The organism is Chitinophaga sp. YIM B06452 (genome assembly GCF_039655965.1).
Classification (GTDB): domain Bacteria; phylum Bacteroidota; class Bacteroidia; order Chitinophagales; family Chitinophagaceae; genus Chitinophaga.
In genome coordinates, this window is the sequence record NZ_JAWLKY010000001.1 from 1,481,297 (window position 1) to 1,501,875 (window position 20,579).

The following is a 20,579-nucleotide window of genomic DNA, read 5'->3' on the forward strand; positions in this document are numbered from 1 at the left end:
GGATTGTTTTTGCGCCCGCAAAACTAACCGATTTATTAATAATTTAAAAGAAACGGCTGATGGTTTCCAATATTTTTAAGATTCAGCGCAAAAACCCTCATTTCATTCAAAAACGGAGGGTTTTACTGCATTTTCATCAAGGATTGACTTTCATGCCATCTCCTGCTGCCGTTGCATCCTGATGTGGAAAAGCCGATCTTCATCATTCGCAAAACTTTATATCTTTAACCTTACATTTGCAAACAATTAAGTAACCTTATGAAGTTTATCGTTTCTTCCTCTACTTTATTAAAACAATTGCAACAGATCAGCGGTGTGATCAACTCCAACACAGTATTGCCCATCCTTGAGGACTTCCTCTTCATGATCGACAAGAATGAGCTGACTGTAGTGGCCACCGACCTGGAAACCGTTATGAAGGTAAAGCTGGAGGTGGAAGCCAAGGAAACCGGCCGCATCTGTATTCCCGCCAAGATCCTCATGGATTCCCTGAAGAACCTGCCGGAACAGCCGCTCACCTTCAACATAGACCTTAATTCCTTTGCCGTGGAGATCACTTCAGACAACGGCAAGTATAAAGTGATGGGCGAAAACCCGGAGAATTTCCCCAAAGAACCCGCCGCGGAAGACGCTACCAGGTTCGAAATGCCTTCGTCCGCCCTCATCACCGCCATCAACAAAACGCTTTTCGCTGTCAGCAACGACGATCTGCGCCCGCAAATGACCGGCGTTTATTTCGAGCTGAACCCGGAGAACCTCACCTTCGTGGCTACAGACGCGCACAGGCTGGTGAAATACATCCGCACAGACGTGAAATGCCCGCAGGCAGACAATTTCATCGTGCCTAAAAAGCCGCTGAACCTGCTCAAATCTGCTATTCCCGACAACGAAAGCACCCTACAGGTGGCCTACAGCCGCAACCACTTCTTCGTTACGCACGACAATGCGCAGATGATCTGCCGCCTGATAGACGCGCGTTTCCCGGATTATAAAGTAGTGATCCCGAAAGAGAATCCCTACCGTCTCACCCTCGTGAAAAACGACTTCCAAAACGCGCTCAAACGCGTAGGCGTGTTTGCCAACAAGAGCACCAACCAGGTGGCCCTCAGCATCAGCGGCTCCGAATTGCAGCTCTCCGCGCAGGATGTGGACTTCTCTTTTGAAGGCAACGAACGCATGAGCTGCCAGTACAGCGGCGAAGACATGCAGATCGCTTTCAACGCGAAATTCCTGATCGAAATGCTGCACGCTGCGGAAGGAGACGAGATCACCATCGACCTCAGCGCGCCCACCAAAGCCGGCATTCTCCGCCCTGTTGAAAAAACAGAAGAGGAAGACCTGCTCATGCTGGTAATGCCGCTGCTGATGAACAATTAATTAATACTCCGATAAAAAATACGGAAGGCCATCTCAAGGGATGGCCTTTTTTATGCCCCGCATCAACCATCACTACATATTAAACATTTAAACTATCGGTGCGCGAAACTGCTATTTTAAGAAACAGTTAATTCTTTCTTCTTATATAAAGCATTCTATGAATGAATTTCTTCTTTCCCCCCAAAGAAATTGTAGCCCCGAAACCCGCCACAATTGGGCAAAATGTCGTAATTTCTAAGTGGAACAATGCAGAATTTCACGTAACTGTTATGACTACACGCCCAACCCTGAAATCAAATGATCGAATTCTTTGAACATATTCCCTCTTATTACCGTACCGCTATTCTCGTTGCCGGGCTGGTGATATTATGGGTACTGGAAGGGGCTATTCCACGTTTACGTTTCTCCGGCAACAAATACCGCCATGCCGGCACCAATCTTTTTTTTACGCTCACCACGGCTATTGTGAACCTTGGCTTTGCGTTCCTGATCGTGAAAGCGGCGGATTTTACCACGGAAAAACAGTTCGGCCTGCTGTACCTCGTCCAGCTGCCGCTCTGGCTGCATGCTGTGCTGGCCATTATGATGATGGATTTCATCGGCGCATACCTCGTTCATTTCATCCAACACAAAATAGCCTGGATGTGGCATTTCCATAAAGTGCATCATATGGACACGGCGGTAGACGCCACCACCGCGCTGCGCCATCACCCGGTGGAATGCCTGTTCCGCGTAGGCGCTTTGCTTACGGCCATTTTGCTCACGGGCATCCCTATTTGGATGGTCATGTTCTACCAGAGCATCAGCGCGCTCATGAGCCAGTTCAACCACGCGAACATCCGCCTGCCGCATTGGGCAGACAAAACGCTGAGCTGGATCATCGTATCGCCGGACATGCATAAGGTGCATCACAGCCGCCACCAGCCTGAGACCGATTCTAATTACGCGAATATATTTTCTGTCTGGGACCGTTTATTCGGCACGTTCGTAACCGTGAAAGACACGACCAGTCTGCGTTACGGGCTCGATGAATACCAGGATGAACGGTACCGGCATATCGGGGCTTTGCTTAAGACGCCATGGGAGGACGTACCTGTACCGGAAAAGAGGGCGGAACTGCAACAACAGTAAGGGTTTTCTATTCATAACTATATAATCCAATTACAATGCACCACCCAACTAGTTTGCCTAAGATCGCAGGATTTGCATCCATCTTTATTGGTGTGATCACTGCCGCCTTTGCATTCATCAGCAAATCTGCCGAAGCAGCCATCTATCTTGGCGCCGCGGGAGTTTTGGCCTGCCTCGTGTCCCTGGTTATCGCACGCAAGAATATCGACGAACTGCAAATGGCTGTAGCCGGCCTGTTCCTTTCCATCGTAGCTACAGGCATCGGCGTTTGGCAGTTGTACAACCTGTAAGCACTTTGTGCGTTCTCAAGTTCCTCCTTTCGGGTGCCGGTGTAATAACCGTACCCAAATGATGAAACAACCTTCCGAATCCGGATCGGGGAACTTGTCCTGCTCCTATTTCCCTTTCCCCTTGCGCGTATATTTTTCAAGATAACCCGGCGCAGCCTTCAGCGGGAATAATACCATGGATGTATCGTCCAGCGACTTAACGAGGAGTGTGTCAATCGCTGAAACAGGATTTTTGACGCCTTCGGAATGGCTCCACAAAAACAACGTATCCTTTACTAAAGACCATTTATCGTACAGCAGCGTATGCATGTTTATGGAAGATGCTTTGCCGTTCTTCCGGATGTAAATGCCCTGCGTAAGACTGTCCAGCCCCGGCACCGGCTGCATCCACCGCCCGGTGATGAGCGTGGAATCGACATGCACGGGTGTGTCCGCAGGCGCTACCACTACGGAGTCCGCTTCCATCACGGCAGTATCCGCAAGGCTGTCCGCTTCCGGCGTCACACTGTCTTCCACCGTTCCTTTCTGTACCGGCGCCTGGCAGGCAGCCAGCAGCAACAGGCAAAGCGGCATCATCCAAAATTTATTCATACGGTTGAATTTACAGGTTGTTATCAAAGATAATGCTAAACAACCGGCTATTTGGAATTTGAGAATCTTCCGCTTAGATTTGTATCCACTTTAGGGGTGTTCCGGCCCTGGCGCCGGAACTGAGATGATACCCTCAGTACCTGATACAGTTCACACTGGCGTAGGGAAAAGTAATACTGAACTCCTTCTCATCACATCCTTAAAGTTTATTGTTTCACCTAAATTCCTGCAATCATGGAAGTGCTTGTAAACAATAAACTTTATGCGGTGCAGCCGGAAACCACACTCGCTGCCCTCTTACAGTTTATTCAGCTCTCAACCCGCAAGGGCATTGCCGTTGCCGTCAACCAGAAAGTAGTGCCGCGCCTCAGCTGGAGCGCCATTACGCTGCGTCCGGCAGACGAAGTAACGATCATCCAGGCCACGCAGGGCGGTTGATCTTTTTTCCTGTAACCGGCCCTGGAACCCTGCTCGGCATCCATTGCGTCGCACTCTTCAGCGGCGGGATGCAGGTGGGCGGTTGCGCGTATTCCCGCGCAGCGGGCCCCGCTATTCCCATCACTTTTAAAAGACTGTAAAAAATGCACACCAACATCACGAGAACACCTTTTCCGGCCTCTCAAAAGATCTATGTAAAAGGCAGCCTGCACAACATCCAGGTGGCTATGCGTGAAATAACCCTCACGGATACACGCCTGCATGGCCGCAACGGCGCCACAGAGCCCAACGCGCCCGTAACCGTATACGATGCCAGCGGCCCCTACACCGATCCCCGCATCGAAATAGACCTGGCCAAGGGCCTTCCCCGTCTGCGCCAGCCCTGGATCACCGGCCGCGGCGACGTGCAGCCGCTGCACGAATTTTCCTCCGCCTACGGCCGCGCCCGCCTGGCAGACCCTGCGCTGGACCACCTGCGTTTTGAGCACCTGCAATTACCGCTCAGAGCAAAGCCCGGCAGCAACGTGTCGCAGCTGCATTACGCCCGCAAAGGCATCATCACCCCGGAAATGGAATACATCGCCATCCGCGAGAACCAGCGGGCGGAAGAACAATTCCGCGCCGATAATTCCCTCTGGCAGCAGCACCGCGGCACCGGCAAACACAACGCCTTCATCACCCCCGAATTTGTGCGCAAAGAGGTAGCGGAAGGCCGCGCCATTATTCCTTCCAACATCAACCACCCGGAAAGCGAACCGATGATCATCGGCCGCAACTTTCTCGTGAAAATAAACGCCAACATCGGCAACTCCGCCGTTACCTCTTCCATCGAAGAAGAAGTGGAAAAGGCCGTGTGGGCCTGCCGCTGGGGCGCCGATACTATCATGGACCTCAGCACCGGCAAGCACATCCACGAAACCCGCGAGTGGATCATCCGCAACTGTCCTGTACCTGTGGGCACCGTGCCCATCTACCAGGCGCTCGAAAAAGTGAACGGCAAGGCCGAAGAACTCACCTGGGAGCTGTTCCGCGATACGCTCATTGAACAAGCTGAACAAGGGGTGGATTATTTTACCATCCACGCCGGTGTGCTGCTGCGCTACGTGCCGCTCACCGCCCGCCGCATGACAGGCATCGTTTCCCGCGGCGGCTCCATCATGGCCAAATGGTGCCTTGCACATCACAAAGAGAATTTCCTTTACACGCACTTCGCCGAGATCTGTGAGATCATGAAAACCTACGATGTGGCCTTTTCCCTCGGCGACGGCCTGCGCCCCGGCTCCATTGCAGACGCCAACGACGCCGCGCAGTTTGCAGAGCTGGAAACCCTCGGCGAACTTACCCATACCGCCTGGAAAGAGGATGTACAGGTGATGATCGAAGGGCCGGGTCATGTGCCGATGCACCTCATCAAAGAAAATATGGACAAGCAGCTGGAACACTGCCACGAAGCACCTTTCTACACGCTCGGCCCGCTCACCACGGATATTGCCCCCGGCTACGACCACATCACCAGCGCCATCGGCGCGGCCATGATAGGCTGGTTTGGCACGGCCATGCTGTGTTACGTAACACCGAAAGAACACCTGGGCCTGCCGGACCGTGAAGACGTAAAGCAGGGCGTGATCACCTACAAGCTCGCGGCGCATGCGGCAGACCTTGCCAAAGGCCATCCCGGCGCGCAGTACCGCGACAATGCGCTGAGTAAGGCCCGCTTCGAGTTCCGCTGGGAAGACCAGTTTAATCTTTCCCTCGATCCGGACACTGCGCGGGCATTCCACGATGAAACCCTGCCTTCGGAGAACGCGAAGGTGGCGCATTTCTGTTCCATGTGCGGCCCGCATTTCTGCTCCATGAAGATCTCGCAGGAGGTCAGGGAGTTTGCCGAATTGCAGGAAGGCATGGCGGAGAAATCCAAAGCATTTGCAGAACAGGGCGGTGAAATCTATTCCTGATGATCTGGGTGGTCACTGCGCCGGGCACTGTTCCGGATGAAGCATCCATATTGTACAGCCTGTTTTCCGCGGGCCTGGAAACGCTGTTGCTGCGCAAGCCGGGCTGGAGCGCGGCGGAATACGAATTGCTGCTGCAAAGCGTGCCGCCTGGCTTCCGCCACCGCATTATGCTGGCGGGGTATCCTGAACTGGTAGAGCCTTACGGCCTCAAAGGACTGCACCTCAGCGAACAGCTTCGTGCCGTGGTCCCTTCCTGTGAAATCATACGTTTCAGGCATTCGGGATTCGTTGTGAGCACGTCTGTTCATGCCATGGAAGAACCACTGGTAAACGGTTTCGGTCATCAGGTCTTACATGAAAAAACTGATGAAGCGCAGCCCGCTATACACGGGACTGCTGCAAACCGCGCCTGGCCGGAAGGCTGGGATTACCTGATCCTCGGCCCGGTGTTCGACAGTATTTCAAAGCCCAGCTACACAGGCCGCCACTTCAGTTCGATCCCATCCAACGCTGTAGGCATCGGCGGGATCAACCCTTCCAACGCCGGCAAAGTAAAACAGCTGGGCTTCCGCGGCGCAGCCCTGCTGGGAGCCATTTGGCAGGAACCTTCGCTGGCGGCGGAAATATTTATCCAGGCAAAAGAATCATGGAACGGCTAAAAGGCCCCCGGCTCTTCGTGCAATGGTCGCCTTTTCATTCAATGACGGCTTATCTTAAAAAAATGAAAACAACATACCGCATATGTCCACTTACGTAATGAGCCTCGCCGGCCTCGATCCCAGCGGTGGCGCGGGTTTGCTGGCAGACATCAAAACCTTTGAAGCGCACCGGCTTCGCGGGCTCGGCGTTTGCACGGCGCTCACCGCGCAAACGGACAGCGAATTCCTGGGCGTGGAGTGGCTGCCCGCAGAGAAGATCATTGCCCAGGCATTGCCGTTGCTGGAAAAATTCCCGGTAGCGTATTGCAAAGTGGGCATCGTTTCACACCCGGATGTGCTGGCCGAAGTATTTCCCGCATTGCGCAAAATAACGCCGGGCTTGCAATTCATTCTCGACCCCGTGCTGAAAGCATCGGCAGGTTATGTTTTTCATTCCGCTATCCACAAACAGTGGGAGGCCGTTCTTCCTTACCTGCGCCTGCTTACGCCCAACTACGAAGAGGCTGTGGCCATGAGCAGCGAGCCGCATGGCGAAAAGGGCGCGCAGCAGATGGCCCGGCACTGCGCCGTATTGCTGAAGGGCGGTCACCGTACAGACCGCATTGGCTGGGATACGCTCTACGAGGGCGATACAGCGCTCGACCTCGCGCCGCCTCCCGGCAAAGTATTTCCCAAACACGGCTCCGGCTGCGTGCTTTCTGCGGCTATCACTGCATCGCTGGCAAAAGGATCGCCGCTGCCGGACGCCTGCCGCGAGGGCAAGGCTTATACTTACAAATACCTGCAAAGCAGCCCGTCGTTACTGGGCTGGCACGATATGCAGGCTGTTCAAACCACTTTTTAAAACCAACAAAATGGAACGTCTTTTATACATTTCCCAGCAAACACCCGGCGCTTCGCACGTGGAAAACATCCGCGCAGCCTGCGAAGCCGGTTGCCGCTGGATACAGCTGCGCGTAAAATCGGGCGATGTATCCGCCATCGCTTTCGAAGCAAAACAGGTCTGCGACGAATTCGGTGCCATGCTTTCCATCAACGATCATCCCACCGTTGCAAGAACGGTAGGCGCTTACGGCCTGCACGTAGGCCTGCAGGACATGCCCGTGCAGGAAGCCCGCAAGATCGTAGGCAGCAATTGCTGGCTGGGCGGAACCGCCAATACTATCCACGATGCGCGCGTACACGCAGATGCCGGCGCGGATTACATCGGCGCGGGGCCTTTCCGGTTCACCACCACCAAAGAAAAGCTCAGCCCCATTTTAGGCCTGGAAGGCTACCGGCAACTCATGAAAGACATGGGCCACAATCTACCCGTGCTCGCCATCGGCGGCATATTGCTGGAAGACATTCCCGCAATCATGAACACCGGCGTGTATGGCATCGCCGTCTCCGGGCTGATCACCCACGCGCCTGATAAAAAGGCGGTAGTGGAGCAGATCATGCAGCTATTGAAGAATTGATTCATCAAAAATTAAACATCATGGACCCTCTCATCATAGCCGGACGAACTTTTGAAAGCCGCCTGTTTACCGGCACCGGCAAATTCGGATCGTCTAAGATCATGGAAGACGCCATACTGGCCTCCGGCTCAGAACTGGTAACCGTGGCGCTTAAGCGCGTGGATACTTCCAACACGCAGCAGGACGGTATGCTGAACGTACTACAGCACCCGCACATTCACCTGCTGCCCAATACTTCAGGCGTGCGCACCGCAAAAGAAGCCATTTACGCCGCGCAGCTCGCCCGCGAGGCGTTGGAAACCAACTGGCTCAAACTGGAGATACACCCGGACCCGCGGTACCTGCTGCCGGACCCGGTGGAAACGCTGGAAGCCGCGCGGGAACTGGCAAAGCTGGGTTTTGTAGTACTGCCATACATTCATGCGGACCCTGTGTTGTGCAAGCGCCTGGAAGACGCAGGCGTGGCGGCAGTGATGCCCCTCGGCTCACCCATCGGCAGCAATAAAGGCCTTCGCACGCTGGATTTCCTGGAGATCATCATCAGCCAGAGCACCGTGCCGGTGATCGTAGACGCAGGCATTGGCGCACCGTCGCACGCTGCGCAGGCCATGGAAATAGGTGCTGATGCGGTGCTGGTGAACACCGCCATCGCAGTGGCGCAGCAGCCGGTAAAAATGGCCGCTGCCTTCAAACAGGCCGTGGAGGCGGGAAGGGAAGCTTTCCTCGCCGGGCTGGGCGGCGTCAGCACGCAGGCAGTGGCCAGCAGTCCGCTGGTGGCTTTCCTGGATGAGTAAGGCGATGTCCGCCGCGCTATAAGAAGACGATCCGCCAGCGGGCTATTCCCCGGGAAATGAACCGCAGGCGCACATGCACAACAAGGGTTTCGCAGGTGACGAACCCCGCCGCATTGAACCTTTCAATCTATTTTATGTCTTTCGAAGATATATTCCGCCGGCACAGCTGGAACGATGCATCAGCCGCCATTTACGCCAAAACGCCCGCCGATGTGGAGCTTGCGCTAAGCCGCAGCCGCCGCACGCCGGAAGACTTTATGGCACTCGTGTCTCCCGCCGCAGCGCCCTACCTGGAACAAATGGCGCAGCTCAGCAGGCAGCTCACGCAAAAGCGCTTCGGCAGAACCATGCAGCTGTATGCGCCCGTTTACCTTTCCAACGAATGCCAGAACATCTGCACCTATTGCGGCTTCAGCTACGACAATCCCCTGCGCCGCCGCACGCTCACCGGCGCGGAAATGCTCCGCGAAATAACCGCCGTGCGCGGGCTTGGTTACGAACATGTGCTGCTGGTGACAGGCGAAGCGAACCAGACCGTGGGCATGGAATTTTTCCGCAAAGCGCTTCCCCTGTTCAGGCAGCACTTCGCCCAGGTGTCTATGGAAGTGCAGCCTATGGACCAGGAGGATTACGAACAGCTTATCCCGCTCGGCCTGCATTCCGTGCTTGTTTACCAGGAAACCTACCATGAAGAGGACTATCGCAAACATCATCCGAAAGGAAAAAAATCGCGTTTCGGCTACCGGCTTCAAACCCCGGACAGGCTTGGGCGGGCGGGCATTCACAAGATCGGGCTGGGCGTGCTCATTGGCCTGGAAGACTGGCGTACGGACAGCTTCTTCACCGCCCTCCATCTCGATTACCTGCAAAGAACCTACTGGCAAACCCGCTACAGCATTTCCTTCCCGCGGCTGCGCCCTTTTTCAGGCGGCCTCGCGCCCAAGGTGGATATGAGCGACCGCGAGCTGGTGCAGCTCATTTGCGCCTATCGCCTTTTCAGCGAAGAAGTGGAACTGAGCCTCTCCACCCGCGAAAGCAGCCATTTCCGCGACCGCCTCGTGCAGCTGGGCATTACCACCATGAGCGCGGGCAGCAAAACCAATCCCGGCGGCTACGCGGTAGACCCTCAGTCGCTGGAGCAGTTCGAGATCAGCGACGAAAGAACGGCTGCAGAAGTGGCCGGCATGATCCGCGGGCAGGGGTATGAACCGGTATGGAAGGATTGGGATACGTTCCAGGAAACGGGGGCCGGTCCGGGAATCGCTTTCGTCAGCTGATGAACGGCGGAAGGCCGATTCTCTAAAAATTCACGCGGGAATTGCGGCCATCCTCCTAACTTTGCAGCATGGATCAGTTGAAGGGGAAGATGTACACCATGCAGTTCTGGTTGCTTTGCTTCAGTAACCTGTTATTTTCCGCCAGTTTCAATATGATGATCCCTGAACTGCCCGCTTACCTGACCAGCCTTGGAGGAGCGGAATACAAAGGATATATCATCGGGTTGTTCACCTTAATGGCCGGCCTCAGCCGACCTTTTTCCGGCAAATTGACGGATACTATCGGCCGCGTGCCCGTGATGGTGTTCGGTTCCGTTGTTTGCGTGGTATGCAGCCTCCTCTACCCTTTGATCAGTTCCGTGGGCGCTTTTCTCCTCCTGCGTTTCTTCCACGGGTTCTCCACCGGTTTTAAACCAACAGGTACCTCGGCCTATGTGGCAGACATGGTGCCGTATAACCGCCGTGCCGAAGCCATGGGCATGGTAGGGCTTTTCAGCACGATCGGGCTTTCGCTCGGGCCATCTATTGGCGGTTCCATCGCCAATGCATGGGGCATTATGGTGATGTTCCAGGTTTCAGCAGTATTTGCCCTGCTTTCCGTAGTGATCCTCATTGGCATGAAAGAAACATTGCATAACCGCCAGAGCTTCCGGCCCGCACTGCTGAAGGTTTCCAGGCAGGAAATATTCGAGCCGCTCGTGATGGCGCCGGTAGTGATCACTTTCCTCACTTACTTCAGCTATGGCGCATTGCTCACCATCATTCCAGATTTCAGTGCGCATCTCGGCCTTCAGAATAAAGGGCTTTTCTTTACTTTCTTCACAGCGAGTTCCATCGGTATCCGGCTGCTGGCGGGCAAAGCGTCTGACAAATACGGCCGTGTGCCCCTGCTGAAAATATCCGCCACCCTCATGGCCATTTCCATGCTGATGATCGCATGGGCAGGTTCGCCCGCAGCATTGCTGGCCGGAGCGCTGGTGTACGGCGTGGCTTTGGGGATCAACAGCCCTGCCGTTACCGCCTGGACGATAGACCTGGGCCTGCCCGAACACCGTGGCCGTGCGCTGGGCAGCATGTACATTGCGCTGGAAGCGGGCATCGGGCTTGGCGCCTTCTTCTCCGCACAGTGGTACAACAACGACCCGGCGCATTTTGCACGGGTGTTCTACATCATGGCCATCGTCACGATCCTGGCCACCATTTACCTGGTGTTCATTTACCGGAACAAGTATGTGAGGTATATGCGGAAAGCGATCCGCGCGTATGCCAGCAGGCATTGAGAACGTCAGAACTGTCCTCTCTCGAAACGAAGTTTTCCTAAGAACACCTGCCCGATGGAAGCAGCTTTTACCTTGGCGGTAGAGGCGCGCGGGCCGCGGAACAATTCATCGACCGTGGCATGGAAAAGCGTGATCCATTGGTCGAAGTGAGGCTTGTCTATCGGCAGGCTGCGGTGTTTGGCGTAGGGCGCGCCCTGGTATTCCATGATGCCCAGCAGCTGGGCACCCCAGAAGCGGTACATGGTCTGAAGATGTTTTCCCCATGCATCAGCGGGGATCTTTTCGGCGAAAACCGGCCCCAATAAAGCATCCTGCTGGATCTTCCCATAAAATGTATCTACCAGCAGCTGTATATCCTGTATTTGCTCAATGTCGCGCATATTGCAAAGTTCGGACTTCCTGTTTTTTCTGCCGATGATTTATATCAGTGTCCGTTCCCAGGCTTGCGGTGGCGCACAAAGCCGATCTCGTCACGCGCATTGTTTTCCCACTCAATGATCTCTTCCAGGAATTTCTGGATGTAACGGGTCACATTCTCTTCTGTAATTTCTTCGGGCTCAATGGTTTCCAGCATATCCGTCCTCGGTTTCTCGTCCGTCATCCCGTCTATGAACGGGTAGCTGATCCATACGATGATCTGCCCGTTGCGCGTCTGGGAAAAGGAAAGGAAACCGCCGATCTTCATTTTCTGCACTACGCTGAACGGTGATTGCTCCACGATGCCGCTGGGCTCATGGTCAAAAACGAGGTATACGGCTTCGAGGCCCAGCATCAGCTCGTTGGCGCCCGCTTTCCAGTTCAGTTTGTGTTGTTGGGTAACCCCTGTGAGGAACTGGATCAGGAACGGCTTTGACCTTGCCCGCCAGCATTCGCGGCGCTCCTGTACTTTCTGCAATACGGTGGTATATTGTTGCGTAAGTTCACTAATGTTCTCCATGGCTGTAAAAAATGAAGGCTGCACCTTGCTGGTACAGCCTTATGAAAAATTAAAGTTGTTCGTATAACTTCCGTAAGCGGTCGCGGGTCATTTTCTGCTGCCAGTCTTTGCCCAGCGCGTTTTCCCAAAGCGGGGCCAGGCCCATGCTCACGTCTATCATCTTGTTGAAATCATCGTCTGTAAGCCCTTTGGTAATGTGCTGCGGAATTTCCACCTGGTGTTTCTCCACCATCTGCTTGAATTCCTTCACACCGGCGGGGTAAAATTCTTCCAGCTTGTCGAACACGATGCAGTTGCCGATGCCGTGCTTGGTGCCCAGCAGGTAGCTAAGGCCGTAGCTTACGGCGTGCGCCACGCCCACCTGTGAATATGCAATGCTCATGCCGCCCGCGTAAGAGGCCATCATGAGTTTTTCATCGGCGTCATCGTCCCAGTGATCTTTCTTTAAATAAATTTCCTGGCAAAGCTCCAGTGCCTTTTCACCGTAAGAACGGCTGAAAGCGTTGAGGTACGTGCCTTCCAGCGATTCGATGCAATGGATGTAGCAGTCCATCGCGGTGTAGAAGCGCTGGTTTACCGGGGCGTTTTTGATCAGCTCCGGGTCCAGCACGATCTGGTCGAAAGGCGTATAATCAGAGTTCATGCCCAGCTTTTTGGTGGGGCCGGTGAGCACGGTGGTTCTGCTCACTTCTGCGCCTGTGCCGGAAAGGGTGGGAATGCCTACTTTATAAACTGCGGGATTTTTGATAAGGTCCCAGCCCTGGTAATCCGCGGAGGAGCCCGGGTTGGTCATCATGAGCGAAACCGCCTTGGCCATGTCCATCGTGGAGCCGCCGCCGATGCCGATGATGCCGCTTACTTCGCCGAACTCGGCTTTCAGCTCATCCCTCAAACGGTCTACGTACACGGTCTTAGGCTCGTGGGTCACGTCTATGAACACGATCTTGTCTTTCCCGCGCAAAGGAATGCGGGAAACGAAGGGCTGGTTGCCTTCAAAGAAGTGGTCCACGAAAAATATCATCGGCGCATCGCCTTTACGGTGGGGGGCAATGATCTCGTCCACCTGGTTGAAAGCGCCGCGGCCGAAGATGACGTAACCTACCAGTTTAAAATTCCTGAATTTCATGTATTCACAAAGTTTTCTGTTCTGTAATTATTTCTCCAGCAGCCTGGAAGCGCGTTCCAGGTCTTCAGGGGTATCAATTTCCACGCCCATGTAATCGGTCACCACCATTTTCATAGGGATGCCGTTTTCCAGGTAACGCAGGCATTCGATCTTTTCAGCGGCTTCCAGCGGGCTCATGGGCGTGCGTGTGAACTGCAGCAGCGCCTCGCGGCGGAAAGCGTAAATGCCGATGTGCTCGTAATATACGCTGTTCACGTTTTTATCGCGCGGGTAGGGTATCACGGAGCGGGAAAAGAAAAGGGCGTTGAAATCCTTGTCCACGGCCACTTTCACGAAGTTCGGGTCTTCTATGTCCTTCCATTCTTTCAGCACCTGCATCAGCGAAGCTACCTGTACTTTTTTTCCTTCTTCACCTTCGAATACTTTCAGCAGTTTTTCCAGGGGTTCTTTCCGGGTGAAGGGTGTGTCGCCCTGTACGTTCACCACGATGTCCACATCGTTCATATTTTCCACGGCTTCGGCGATACGGTCCGATCCGCTTTCGTGTTCACGTTTGCTCATCACGGCCTTCCCGCCGTTGCGGGTGATCTCTTCATAGATCACGTCGCTGTCGGTAACGACCATCACTTCGTCAAACACGCCGGTGGCGCGGGTGGATTCGTAGGTGCGCCAGATAACGGTTTTCCCTGCCAGCACGGCCATCATTTTGCCGGGGAAGCGCGTGGCGGCATATCTTGCCGGGATCAATGCGATTTTCTTCATGTGCAATGCTTGGGATTATAAAACGCTTTTTACCGCGGCGGCCAGTTTGGCGGCACGTTCGCGCAGTTCTTCGTCCGTCCAGGCGAGGCTGATGGGGAAGGAAATGCAGCGGCCGATGATCGCGTCGGAAGCCGGGAATTCTTTGGTTTTATATTGAGCAAGCGCTTCGGCCAGCGGCGCGGCAAAGCGCGTGAGGGAGGATACCGTTTTGAGGTGGTCCCATTTGCGGAAGTAATGCCAGTTGTTGTCGAACCAATGGAATGCGGGCAGGCCGGCGGCTTTGATCGCTTTAGTGGCTACGCGGGCAGTTTCCAGGTCGGGCAGGAAGAAGGTGAGGAACGTACAGCTGTCGCCTTCCGGATCGGGGATGCGGCGGAAGGTTACGCCGGGAACCCCTTCCAGCGCGGCTTTCAGTATTTCTTTATTGTTGCGGAGGATGGCCAGGAATTTGTCCAGCTTGCGGATCTGCGCCAGGCCCACGGCTGCATGCAGCTCGGAAATGCGGAAGTTGTAACCCAGGTGGGGGTGCCCGTCTGCGCCACGGTCTGCACCGCCCAGGTGGTCGTGCCCGTGGTCTGAATATGCGTCGCATTTGGTGTAAACGTCTTCGTCGTTGGTGATGACCGCCCCGCCTTCGGCGCAGGTGATGGTCTTCACGAAGTCGAAGGAGAAAGTGCCCGCGTGGCCGATAGAGCCGAGCGCACGGCCTTTATAAGAAGCGCCGGTGGATTGACAGGCGTCTTCCAGCAGCAGCAGGTTATGTTCTTTACAGATGGCCATCAGCGCGTCGAGGTCTGCCATGGAGCCGCACATGTGCACGGGCATAATGGCTTTGGTGTTGGGCGTGATGGCGGCTTTTACCGCTTCAGGAGCGAGGGTGAGGGTATCGTCCACATCCACCAGCACGGGCGTGGCCCCAACGCTCAGCACGGCTTCGAAGCTGGCTACAAAGGTGAAGGTGGGCATGATCACCTCGTCTCCCGCACCCAGGCCCAGGGCCGCCATGGCGGTGGTGAGGGCGGTAGTACCGCTGGAGGTCAGCTGTGCATACTTAACGTTGAATCTTTCGCAGAGCGCCTGCTCCAGTTCTTTGGCTTTCCAGATGCCCTTGCGGGGGCCATCGAAGCCGTAACGCATGTAAATGCCTGTTTCCAGTACGTCATTTACTTCCTTTTTCTCTTCAGCGCCAAATAGTTCAAATCCGGGCATATTGATTTAATTTTTGTAGTTGTGCAAAGGTAGAACAATCCCGGAATGCGTAAATGATAAAAACTGTTTATCTTTTGCTAAAAATTTAACATGCGTTCGCTCGTCATTATCATCGCCCTTATCGCCGTTTCGGCCGTTAATCCGCTCCGGGCGCAGGATCCGGAAGTTACCCGCATCAAAGCGCTGATGGATACCCAGGTAAAAGCCTGGAACGCCGGAAACCTGGAGGGTTTTATGGATACCTACTGGAAGTCGGATTCCCTGCTTTTTATCGGCAAAAAAGGATTGACGTATGGATGGCAGGCCACGCTGGACAATTACCGCAAGTCTTATCCCGGCAAAGAAGGCATGGGCACGCTTTCGTTCCAGCTGCTGGAATTTAAAAAGCTGGCCGGCGATACCTATTTTGTTATCGGGAAATGGAACCTGGCGCGCACCATCGGCGACCTTTCCGGCCATTTTTCCATCCTGCTGCGTAAGATCAGCGGGGAATGGAAGATCGTGGCGGACCATTCCAGTTAAACAAAACAATCTGACTATGTTCCAGACTTTTGCAATCACAGAGATCATTTTGATCATATTAATATTGGGTCTCATAGTGCTGGTTGGCATCGGCCTCTACTTTCTTCTGCGCAGGAAATAACCGGCAGGTTATAAAAAACTCCTCGTCAATGTGTATTTTGTGTATACATCCAAACCTGCCATGCACAAACGTTTCACTTTATTCCCGGCGCTCCTGCTGGCCGCTTTCTCCGTTAAAGCACAAACCGGCGCCGATATCCTCATCAAAAACGCACGGATCATCGACGGCACGGGCAACAACTGGTATTACGGTGAAATTGCCGTGAAAGACGGGCGCATCCTGCAAACCAGCCGCATGCCGCTGAACATCACAGCCGCCCGCACCATAGACGCAGGCGGGAAAGTGGCAGCCCCCGGTTTCATAGACGTGCACACGCATATCGAAGGAGACGAGTTTAAAGTACCTACCGCGGAAAGTTTTATTTACGATGGCGTAACCACCGTGATAACAGGCAACTGCGGCTCTTCCAACGTAGACCTTAGAAAATATTTCTACCAGCTGGACAGCATGAAGCTCTCCATCAACACCGCTTCCCTCATCGGCCACAACGATGTGCGGCGCGCAGTGATGGGCAGTACAGACAGGGCGCCCAGCGCGGCAGAACAGCAGCAGATGGAAGCGCTCGTCGAAGAAGCCATGAAAGCCGGCGCGGTAGGCCTTTCCACCGGGCTCATCTATCTTCCCGGCCTTTACGCCAAAACGCCTGAAGTAGTAGGCCTTGCAAAAGTAGCCGCACGCCACGGCGGCGTATATGCCACGCACATGCGCAACGAAGGCGATGCCGTTGAAGCCGCCATCAATGAAGCGCTCACCATCGGCAGGGAAGCGAAGATCCCCGTTGAAATATCCCACTTCAAGATCGGCGGAAAGCAGAACTGGGGCCGCTCCAACGTTACGCTGGCCATGGTGGAGAAAGCAAGGAAAGAAGGCCTGGAAGTAACGATAGACCAATATCCTTACACCGCCAGCAGCACCAGCCTGCGCACGATGCTGCCGGACTGGGCATTGTCCGGCGGAACAGATTCCATCGTATACCGCCTGAAAGACCCTGTGCTGCGCAAACGCATTGCATCCGAAATGACGGCCATTTACAAAGGCCGCAGGCTCAAACACCTGGATTATGCCGTGGTGGCTTATTTCAAGCAGGATACGACATACAACGGCAAAAGCATCACCGAGATCAATAAGCTGCGCGGCCGTAAATCCAACCTGGCCAATGAAGTGCAAACCATTCTCGATATTTCTGAAATGGGCAATGCCGGCATGGTGTTTCACGGCATGAGCGAAGAAGATGTGAAGTACATCATGCAATACCCTTACAACATGTTCGCATCAGACGCGAGCATCCGGGAATTCGGCGTAGGCGTGCCGCACCCGAGGGGTTATGGCACCAACGCGCGGGTACTGGGCAAGTACGTTCGTGAAGAAAAAGTGATCAGGCTGGAAGAAGCCGTGAGAAGAATGACCTCGTTGCCTGCACAGAAATTCCGCCTGCAACAAAGAGGCCTGCTGCTGCCGGGTTACGCGGCAGACATCGTGGTGTTTGACCCCGAAACTGTAAAGGATCTTTCTACGTTCACCGCACCGCATCAATATTCTACCGGCTTCCAATATGTGCTGGTAAACGGCATGGTCACCCTGGATAACGGGAAACATAATGGCGCGCGCGGCGGAGCGGTGCTAAAACTGAACCAGTGATTTTATTCGCCGCGTTCCTGCGGGCCGAGGCTCAGCATAATGCTGCTAATGATGGACAGCACCACGCTGAAGAGCAGCGCCCACCAAAAATTGTCCACTTTAAAACCTTTTACGAGGCTGCTGGCCCACATCACGATCAGCGCGTTGATCACCAGCAGGAAGAGGCCGAGCGTAAAGACGGTCACAGGCAGGGTAAGGATCACCAGTACCGGCTTCACGATGAGGTTCAGCAAACCCAGTACGATGGCCAGTATCAGCGCAGCGGTAAAATCCTGTAGCTTCACGCCCGGGAGGATATAAGCTGTCAGCAAAGCTGCGAGGGCAGTAACGAGTATACGAATGAGTATTCCCATGGTCGAAGGAATTTAGCTATAGAAATTACAAAAAAGATATGCTGAATGTTCAACGCCGCCGTTATATCACGATCAGCTCGTAGAAATCTTCCTTGTTGTAATATTGCTGCGCAAGCTGCTGTAATTCTGCCGCAGTAATGGTTTTGATGGTGCGGATATTATTGTAGAAATAATTTTCGTCGAGATCATTCAGGATGAGGTTCTTCCACCGCTGTATCACCTGGAAAGCGCCGTCGAGGTCGCCCAGGATAGACCCGATCATGAAATTCCTCACCAGGCTCAGTTCTTCTTCCGGTATTTCCTCTTTCTGCAGGCGCTCCATTTCTTTGTAGACCTCTGCTAACGTTGCCTCGCATACGTCGCGGCCCGCTTCGGTGGAAATGTTAATGCCGCTTACCTGGCGGAAATTGTAGAGCTGCGAATGAATACCATAGGTATATCCTTTTTCTTCCCTGATATTGCTCATCAGCCTTGAACCGAAGTAGCCGCCGAAAATGGTGTTCAACACCAGCATCTTTGGAAAATCAGGGTGGTAGCGGTTAGGAAAAGGCCTTGCCACGCGCACTGCGCCCTGTACGCCGCTCTCGTCGTTAAAGATGCGGAATTTCTTTTCTTCAGCGGGCAATACAGGTATCTCGGGGCGGAGAGTGATGGTATCCCCGTTCCATTGCGTGCTGCCAAAATATTGGTTCAGCAGGGGAATGATGTTGGCAGGGAGGTTCCCGGCTATGAATATCTTACAGTTAGCGTAGTTGTAATGCCGCTGGTAAAAGGCTTTCAGGCTTTCGGTCTGCAGCGAGTCGTACGCTTCCATGCTGCTCACGCGGCCATACGGGTGGAATTCGCCAAAAAGGTATTTATCGATATGCCGGTTGGCCACGAACTCGCATTTTTGCAGGTTCACGGCCAGCTTTTGCTTCATGTTCTGGGAATAGATGGCCAGCTCTTCTTCCGGAAATGCAGGGTCCGTGATCACTTCCTGGAGAATGGGCAGCAGTTCCGCGGTATGTTTGGTCAAACAGTGAAGGGTATACGTAGCGTTCTCGTGGTAACAGTTGCGGTTGAGGTATGCGCCGTAATACTCCGCCATTTCGTTGACCTGCAGGGCAGAATGTTTGCTGGTGCCGTTCTTCATCAGGAAGTTGGTCGCGGAGGCAACCAGGTTCTCAGTTTCGTACCAGCTGCCTGCCGGGAACACAAGTTCCAGCTGCACCGTTTCCTGCTCTTCTGAGCGGACTACGTATACGGGAATACCATTGTCCAGCGTGAACAGCTCGTAAGGTTTCAGCAATATTTCAAAATCCACTGCGTCTTTTATTGCGGGGGCCTGGCTTCTGTTGATCATATGTTTAATTTCCTGCGTAATAATGAATGGTGTTGGAGTTCTTCTCCGAAAAAATGATCTGCGCTTCTTCCTGGATCTCTTTGGCGGTCACCTTTTCGTAGTTGTCGAATTCGGTGTTCATCAGCGATGCGTCGCCAAGCAGTTCGTAGAAGGCAAGGTTGTTCGCGCGGCTCAGCAGGCCCATGTCTTCAAACGCCAGCATGCTTTCCACGCGGTTCTTCACCTTTTGCAGCTCTCTTTCGGGTATGATCTGCTGCTGTACTTTTACCAGCTCTTCCTGGATGGCTTTTTCGGCGTCTTTCATTTTCACGCCTTTCACCAGCTTGCCGTCTATCGCCAGCAGGCCCGCGTCGAGGCTGCCGAAATGGTAGCAGTCGATGTTACTGAAGAGTTTCTTTTCTTTCACCAGCGCCTGGTGCAGGCGGGAGGAACCGCCGCCGCTGAGAATGTCGCTCAGCAGGTCTGCCGTGTAATAGCGCTGGTCGATGCGCGGGTAGATGTGATAGGTTTTATACAGTGCGTCCAGCGGTACTTTGCCTTTTATTTCAAGCAGGTGCGATTCCTGCTGCGGTGGCTCCACGGGCAGGTTGCGGACGTACCTTTCGCCGCTGGGAATATCGCCGAACCATTTTTCGGCCAGCGTTTTCACCTGTGCGGTGGTCACCTTCCCGGCCACAACGAGTATCGCGTTGATGGGGCGGTAATGGCGGAAGAAAAATGATTTCACATCATCCAGCTTCGCCTGTTCGATATGCGCCAGCTCGCGCCCGATGGTCATCCAGCGGTAGGGATGGCGGCTGTAGGCCAGCTCGCGCATCTTGTGCCATACGTCGCCGTAAGGTTTGTTGATGTAATGTTCCTTGAATTCTTCCGTCACTACTTTCCGCTGCACTTCCAGGCTTTTCTCTGAAAAGGCCAGGCTCAGCATGCGGTCGCTTTCCAGCCAGAAGGCCGTTTCCAGGTTCTCCGCCGGCAGCTCTATGTAGTAATTGGTAAGGTCGTTGGTGGTGTAGGCGTTGTTTTCCCCGCCGGCCATCTGCAAAGGCTCGTCGTACTCGGGGATGTTGACGGAACCGCCGAACATCAGGTGTTCAAAAAGATGCGCAAAGCCCGTCTGCGCCGGATCTTCGTCTCTTGCGCCCACATCGTACATCACGTTTACCACTGCCATGGGCGTAGTGGAATCTTCGTGTACGATCACCCGTAATCCGTTATCTAAAGTGAATCTGTTAAAGTGAACCATATGTTATTGATAATAAAAGCGGTTTGGCCGTTACTCAGCCAAAACATACAAATTTACGACAAATGCAGTTA

22 protein-coding genes and 1 riboswitch are annotated in these 20,579 nt (G+C 54.0%); of the genes, 13 read left to right on the top strand and 9 right to left on the bottom strand.

The window, feature by feature from the left end:
• Positions 1–258: 258 nt before the first annotated feature.
• The 3 genes from dnaN (at position 259) to R3I13_RS05765 (ending at position 2,798) form a co-directional block, all read left to right on the top strand.
• Positions 259–1,377 carry a DNA polymerase III subunit beta gene (gene dnaN / locus R3I13_RS05755; protein WP_346316973.1) on the top strand — a complete coding sequence of 373 codons (1,119 nt, stop codon included), beginning with the start codon at positions 259–261 and terminating at the stop codon, positions 1,375–1,377.
• A gap of 297 nt (positions 1,378–1,674) precedes the next feature.
• Positions 1,675–2,508, top strand: a complete 834-nt coding sequence (locus R3I13_RS05760; protein ID WP_346316974.1) for a sterol desaturase family protein — start codon at positions 1,675–1,677, stop codon at positions 2,506–2,508.
• A gap of 35 nt (positions 2,509–2,543) precedes the next feature.
• Positions 2,544–2,798: a hypothetical protein gene (locus tag R3I13_RS05765; protein ID WP_346316975.1), complete on the top strand. Its 255-nt coding sequence runs from the start codon at positions 2,544–2,546 to the stop codon at positions 2,796–2,798.
• Positions 2,799–2,903: 105 nt separating this feature from the next.
• Here R3I13_RS05765 and R3I13_RS05770 read toward each other — a convergent pair whose 3' ends face one another.
• Positions 2,904–3,389, bottom strand: coding sequence for a lipocalin family protein (locus tag R3I13_RS05770; protein ID WP_346316976.1), 486 nt, complete (start codon positions 3,387–3,389; stop codon positions 2,904–2,906).
• Between the two features lie 82 nt (positions 3,390–3,471).
• Positions 3,472–3,573: riboswitch (TPP riboswitch) on the top strand.
• A gap of 50 nt (positions 3,574–3,623) precedes the next feature.
• Here R3I13_RS05770 and thiS point away from each other — a divergent pair.
• The 8 genes from thiS (at position 3,624) to R3I13_RS05810 (ending at position 11,252) form a co-directional block, all read left to right on the top strand.
• Positions 3,624–3,827: a sulfur carrier protein ThiS gene (gene thiS, locus R3I13_RS05775; protein ID WP_346316977.1), complete on the top strand. Its 204-nt coding sequence runs from the start codon at positions 3,624–3,626 to the stop codon at positions 3,825–3,827.
• A gap of 143 nt (positions 3,828–3,970) precedes the next feature.
• Complete coding sequence (thiC, locus tag R3I13_RS05780) at positions 3,971–5,782, top strand: phosphomethylpyrimidine synthase ThiC (protein WP_346316978.1); 1,812 nt, start codon at positions 3,971–3,973, stop codon at positions 5,780–5,782.
• Complete coding sequence (locus R3I13_RS05785) at positions 5,782–6,441, top strand: thiamine phosphate synthase (protein ID WP_346316979.1); 660 nt, start codon at positions 5,782–5,784, stop codon at positions 6,439–6,441. Before thiC ends, R3I13_RS05785 begins: the two co-directional genes overlap by 1 nt.
• An 82-nt stretch (positions 6,442–6,523) precedes the next feature.
• Positions 6,524–7,285, top strand: a complete 762-nt coding sequence (locus tag R3I13_RS05790) for a hydroxymethylpyrimidine/phosphomethylpyrimidine kinase (protein ID WP_346316980.1) — start codon at positions 6,524–6,526, stop codon at positions 7,283–7,285.
• A gap of 10 nt (positions 7,286–7,295) precedes the next feature.
• On the top strand, positions 7,296–7,901 hold the full coding sequence (locus R3I13_RS05795; RefSeq protein ID WP_346316981.1) for a thiamine phosphate synthase: 606 nt from the start codon (positions 7,296–7,298) through the stop codon (positions 7,899–7,901).
• A gap of 20 nt (positions 7,902–7,921) precedes the next feature.
• The gene (locus tag R3I13_RS05800; RefSeq protein ID WP_346316982.1) at positions 7,922–8,695 is read left to right on the top strand and encodes a thiazole synthase; all 774 of its coding nucleotides are present in this window, start codon (positions 7,922–7,924) and stop codon (positions 8,693–8,695) included.
• Positions 8,696–8,829: 134 nt separating this feature from the next.
• Complete coding sequence (thiH, locus tag R3I13_RS05805) at positions 8,830–9,972, top strand: 2-iminoacetate synthase ThiH (protein WP_346316983.1); 1,143 nt, start codon at positions 8,830–8,832, stop codon at positions 9,970–9,972.
• 68 nt (positions 9,973–10,040) lie between these two features.
• Entirely contained in the window at positions 10,041–11,252 is a 1,212-nt protein-coding gene (locus R3I13_RS05810; RefSeq protein WP_346316984.1) for an MFS transporter, read from the top strand.
• A gap of 5 nt (positions 11,253–11,257) precedes the next feature.
• On the opposite strand, the gene R3I13_RS05815 is transcribed toward R3I13_RS05810, so the two are convergent.
• Genes R3I13_RS05815 through R3I13_RS05835 form a run of 5 tightly spaced genes read right to left on the bottom strand, consistent with a single transcriptional unit; the run spans position 11,258 to position 15,286 of the window.
• Positions 11,258–11,632 carry a group III truncated hemoglobin gene (locus R3I13_RS05815; RefSeq protein ID WP_346316985.1) on the bottom strand — a complete coding sequence of 125 codons (375 nt, stop codon included), beginning with the start codon at positions 11,630–11,632 and terminating at the stop codon, positions 11,258–11,260.
• 44 nt (positions 11,633–11,676) lie between these two features.
• Positions 11,677–12,189, bottom strand: a complete 513-nt coding sequence (locus R3I13_RS05820; protein ID WP_346316986.1) for a hypothetical protein — start codon at positions 12,187–12,189, stop codon at positions 11,677–11,679.
• A gap of 49 nt (positions 12,190–12,238) precedes the next feature.
• Positions 12,239–13,315 carry an iron-containing alcohol dehydrogenase family protein gene (locus tag R3I13_RS05825; protein WP_346316987.1) on the bottom strand — a complete coding sequence of 359 codons (1,077 nt, stop codon included), beginning with the start codon at positions 13,313–13,315 and terminating at the stop codon, positions 12,239–12,241.
• A 27-nt stretch (positions 13,316–13,342) separates the two neighbouring features.
• Positions 13,343–14,077: a 3-deoxy-manno-octulosonate cytidylyltransferase gene (kdsB, locus tag R3I13_RS05830; RefSeq protein ID WP_346316988.1), complete on the bottom strand. Its 735-nt coding sequence runs from the start codon at positions 14,075–14,077 to the stop codon at positions 13,343–13,345.
• 15 nt (positions 14,078–14,092) lie between these two features.
• On the bottom strand, positions 14,093–15,286 hold the full coding sequence (locus R3I13_RS05835; protein ID WP_346316989.1) for a DegT/DnrJ/EryC1/StrS family aminotransferase: 1,194 nt from the start codon (positions 15,284–15,286) through the stop codon (positions 14,093–14,095).
• 90 nt (positions 15,287–15,376) lie between these two features.
• Here R3I13_RS05835 and R3I13_RS05840 point away from each other — a divergent pair, with 90 nt between their 5' ends.
• Together R3I13_RS05840 and R3I13_RS05845 are read left to right on the top strand one after the other, a co-directional pair.
• Positions 15,377–15,808 (top strand): DUF4440 domain-containing protein, encoded by a 432-nt coding sequence (locus tag R3I13_RS05840; RefSeq protein WP_346316990.1) that lies wholly within the window; start codon positions 15,377–15,379, stop codon positions 15,806–15,808.
• Positions 15,809–15,968: 160 nt separating this feature from the next.
• Positions 15,969–17,567: a D-aminoacylase gene (locus R3I13_RS05845; protein ID WP_346316991.1), complete on the top strand. Its 1,599-nt coding sequence runs from the start codon at positions 15,969–15,971 to the stop codon at positions 17,565–17,567.
• 2 nt (positions 17,568–17,569) lie between these two features.
• On the opposite strand, the gene R3I13_RS05850 is transcribed toward R3I13_RS05845, so the two are convergent.
• The 3 genes from R3I13_RS05850 to R3I13_RS05860 form a co-directional block, all read right to left on the bottom strand.
• Complete coding sequence (locus R3I13_RS05850) at positions 17,570–17,920, bottom strand: phage holin family protein (protein WP_346316992.1); 351 nt, start codon at positions 17,918–17,920, stop codon at positions 17,570–17,572.
• Between the two features lie 61 nt (positions 17,921–17,981).
• On the bottom strand, positions 17,982–19,265 hold the full coding sequence (locus R3I13_RS05855; protein WP_346316993.1) for a pitrilysin family protein: 1,284 nt from the start codon (positions 19,263–19,265) through the stop codon (positions 17,982–17,984).
• A gap of 4 nt (positions 19,266–19,269) precedes the next feature.
• Entirely contained in the window at positions 19,270–20,466 is a 1,197-nt protein-coding gene (locus R3I13_RS05860; protein ID WP_346316994.1) for a pitrilysin family protein, read from the bottom strand.
• Positions 20,467–20,579: the final 113 nt, after the last annotated feature.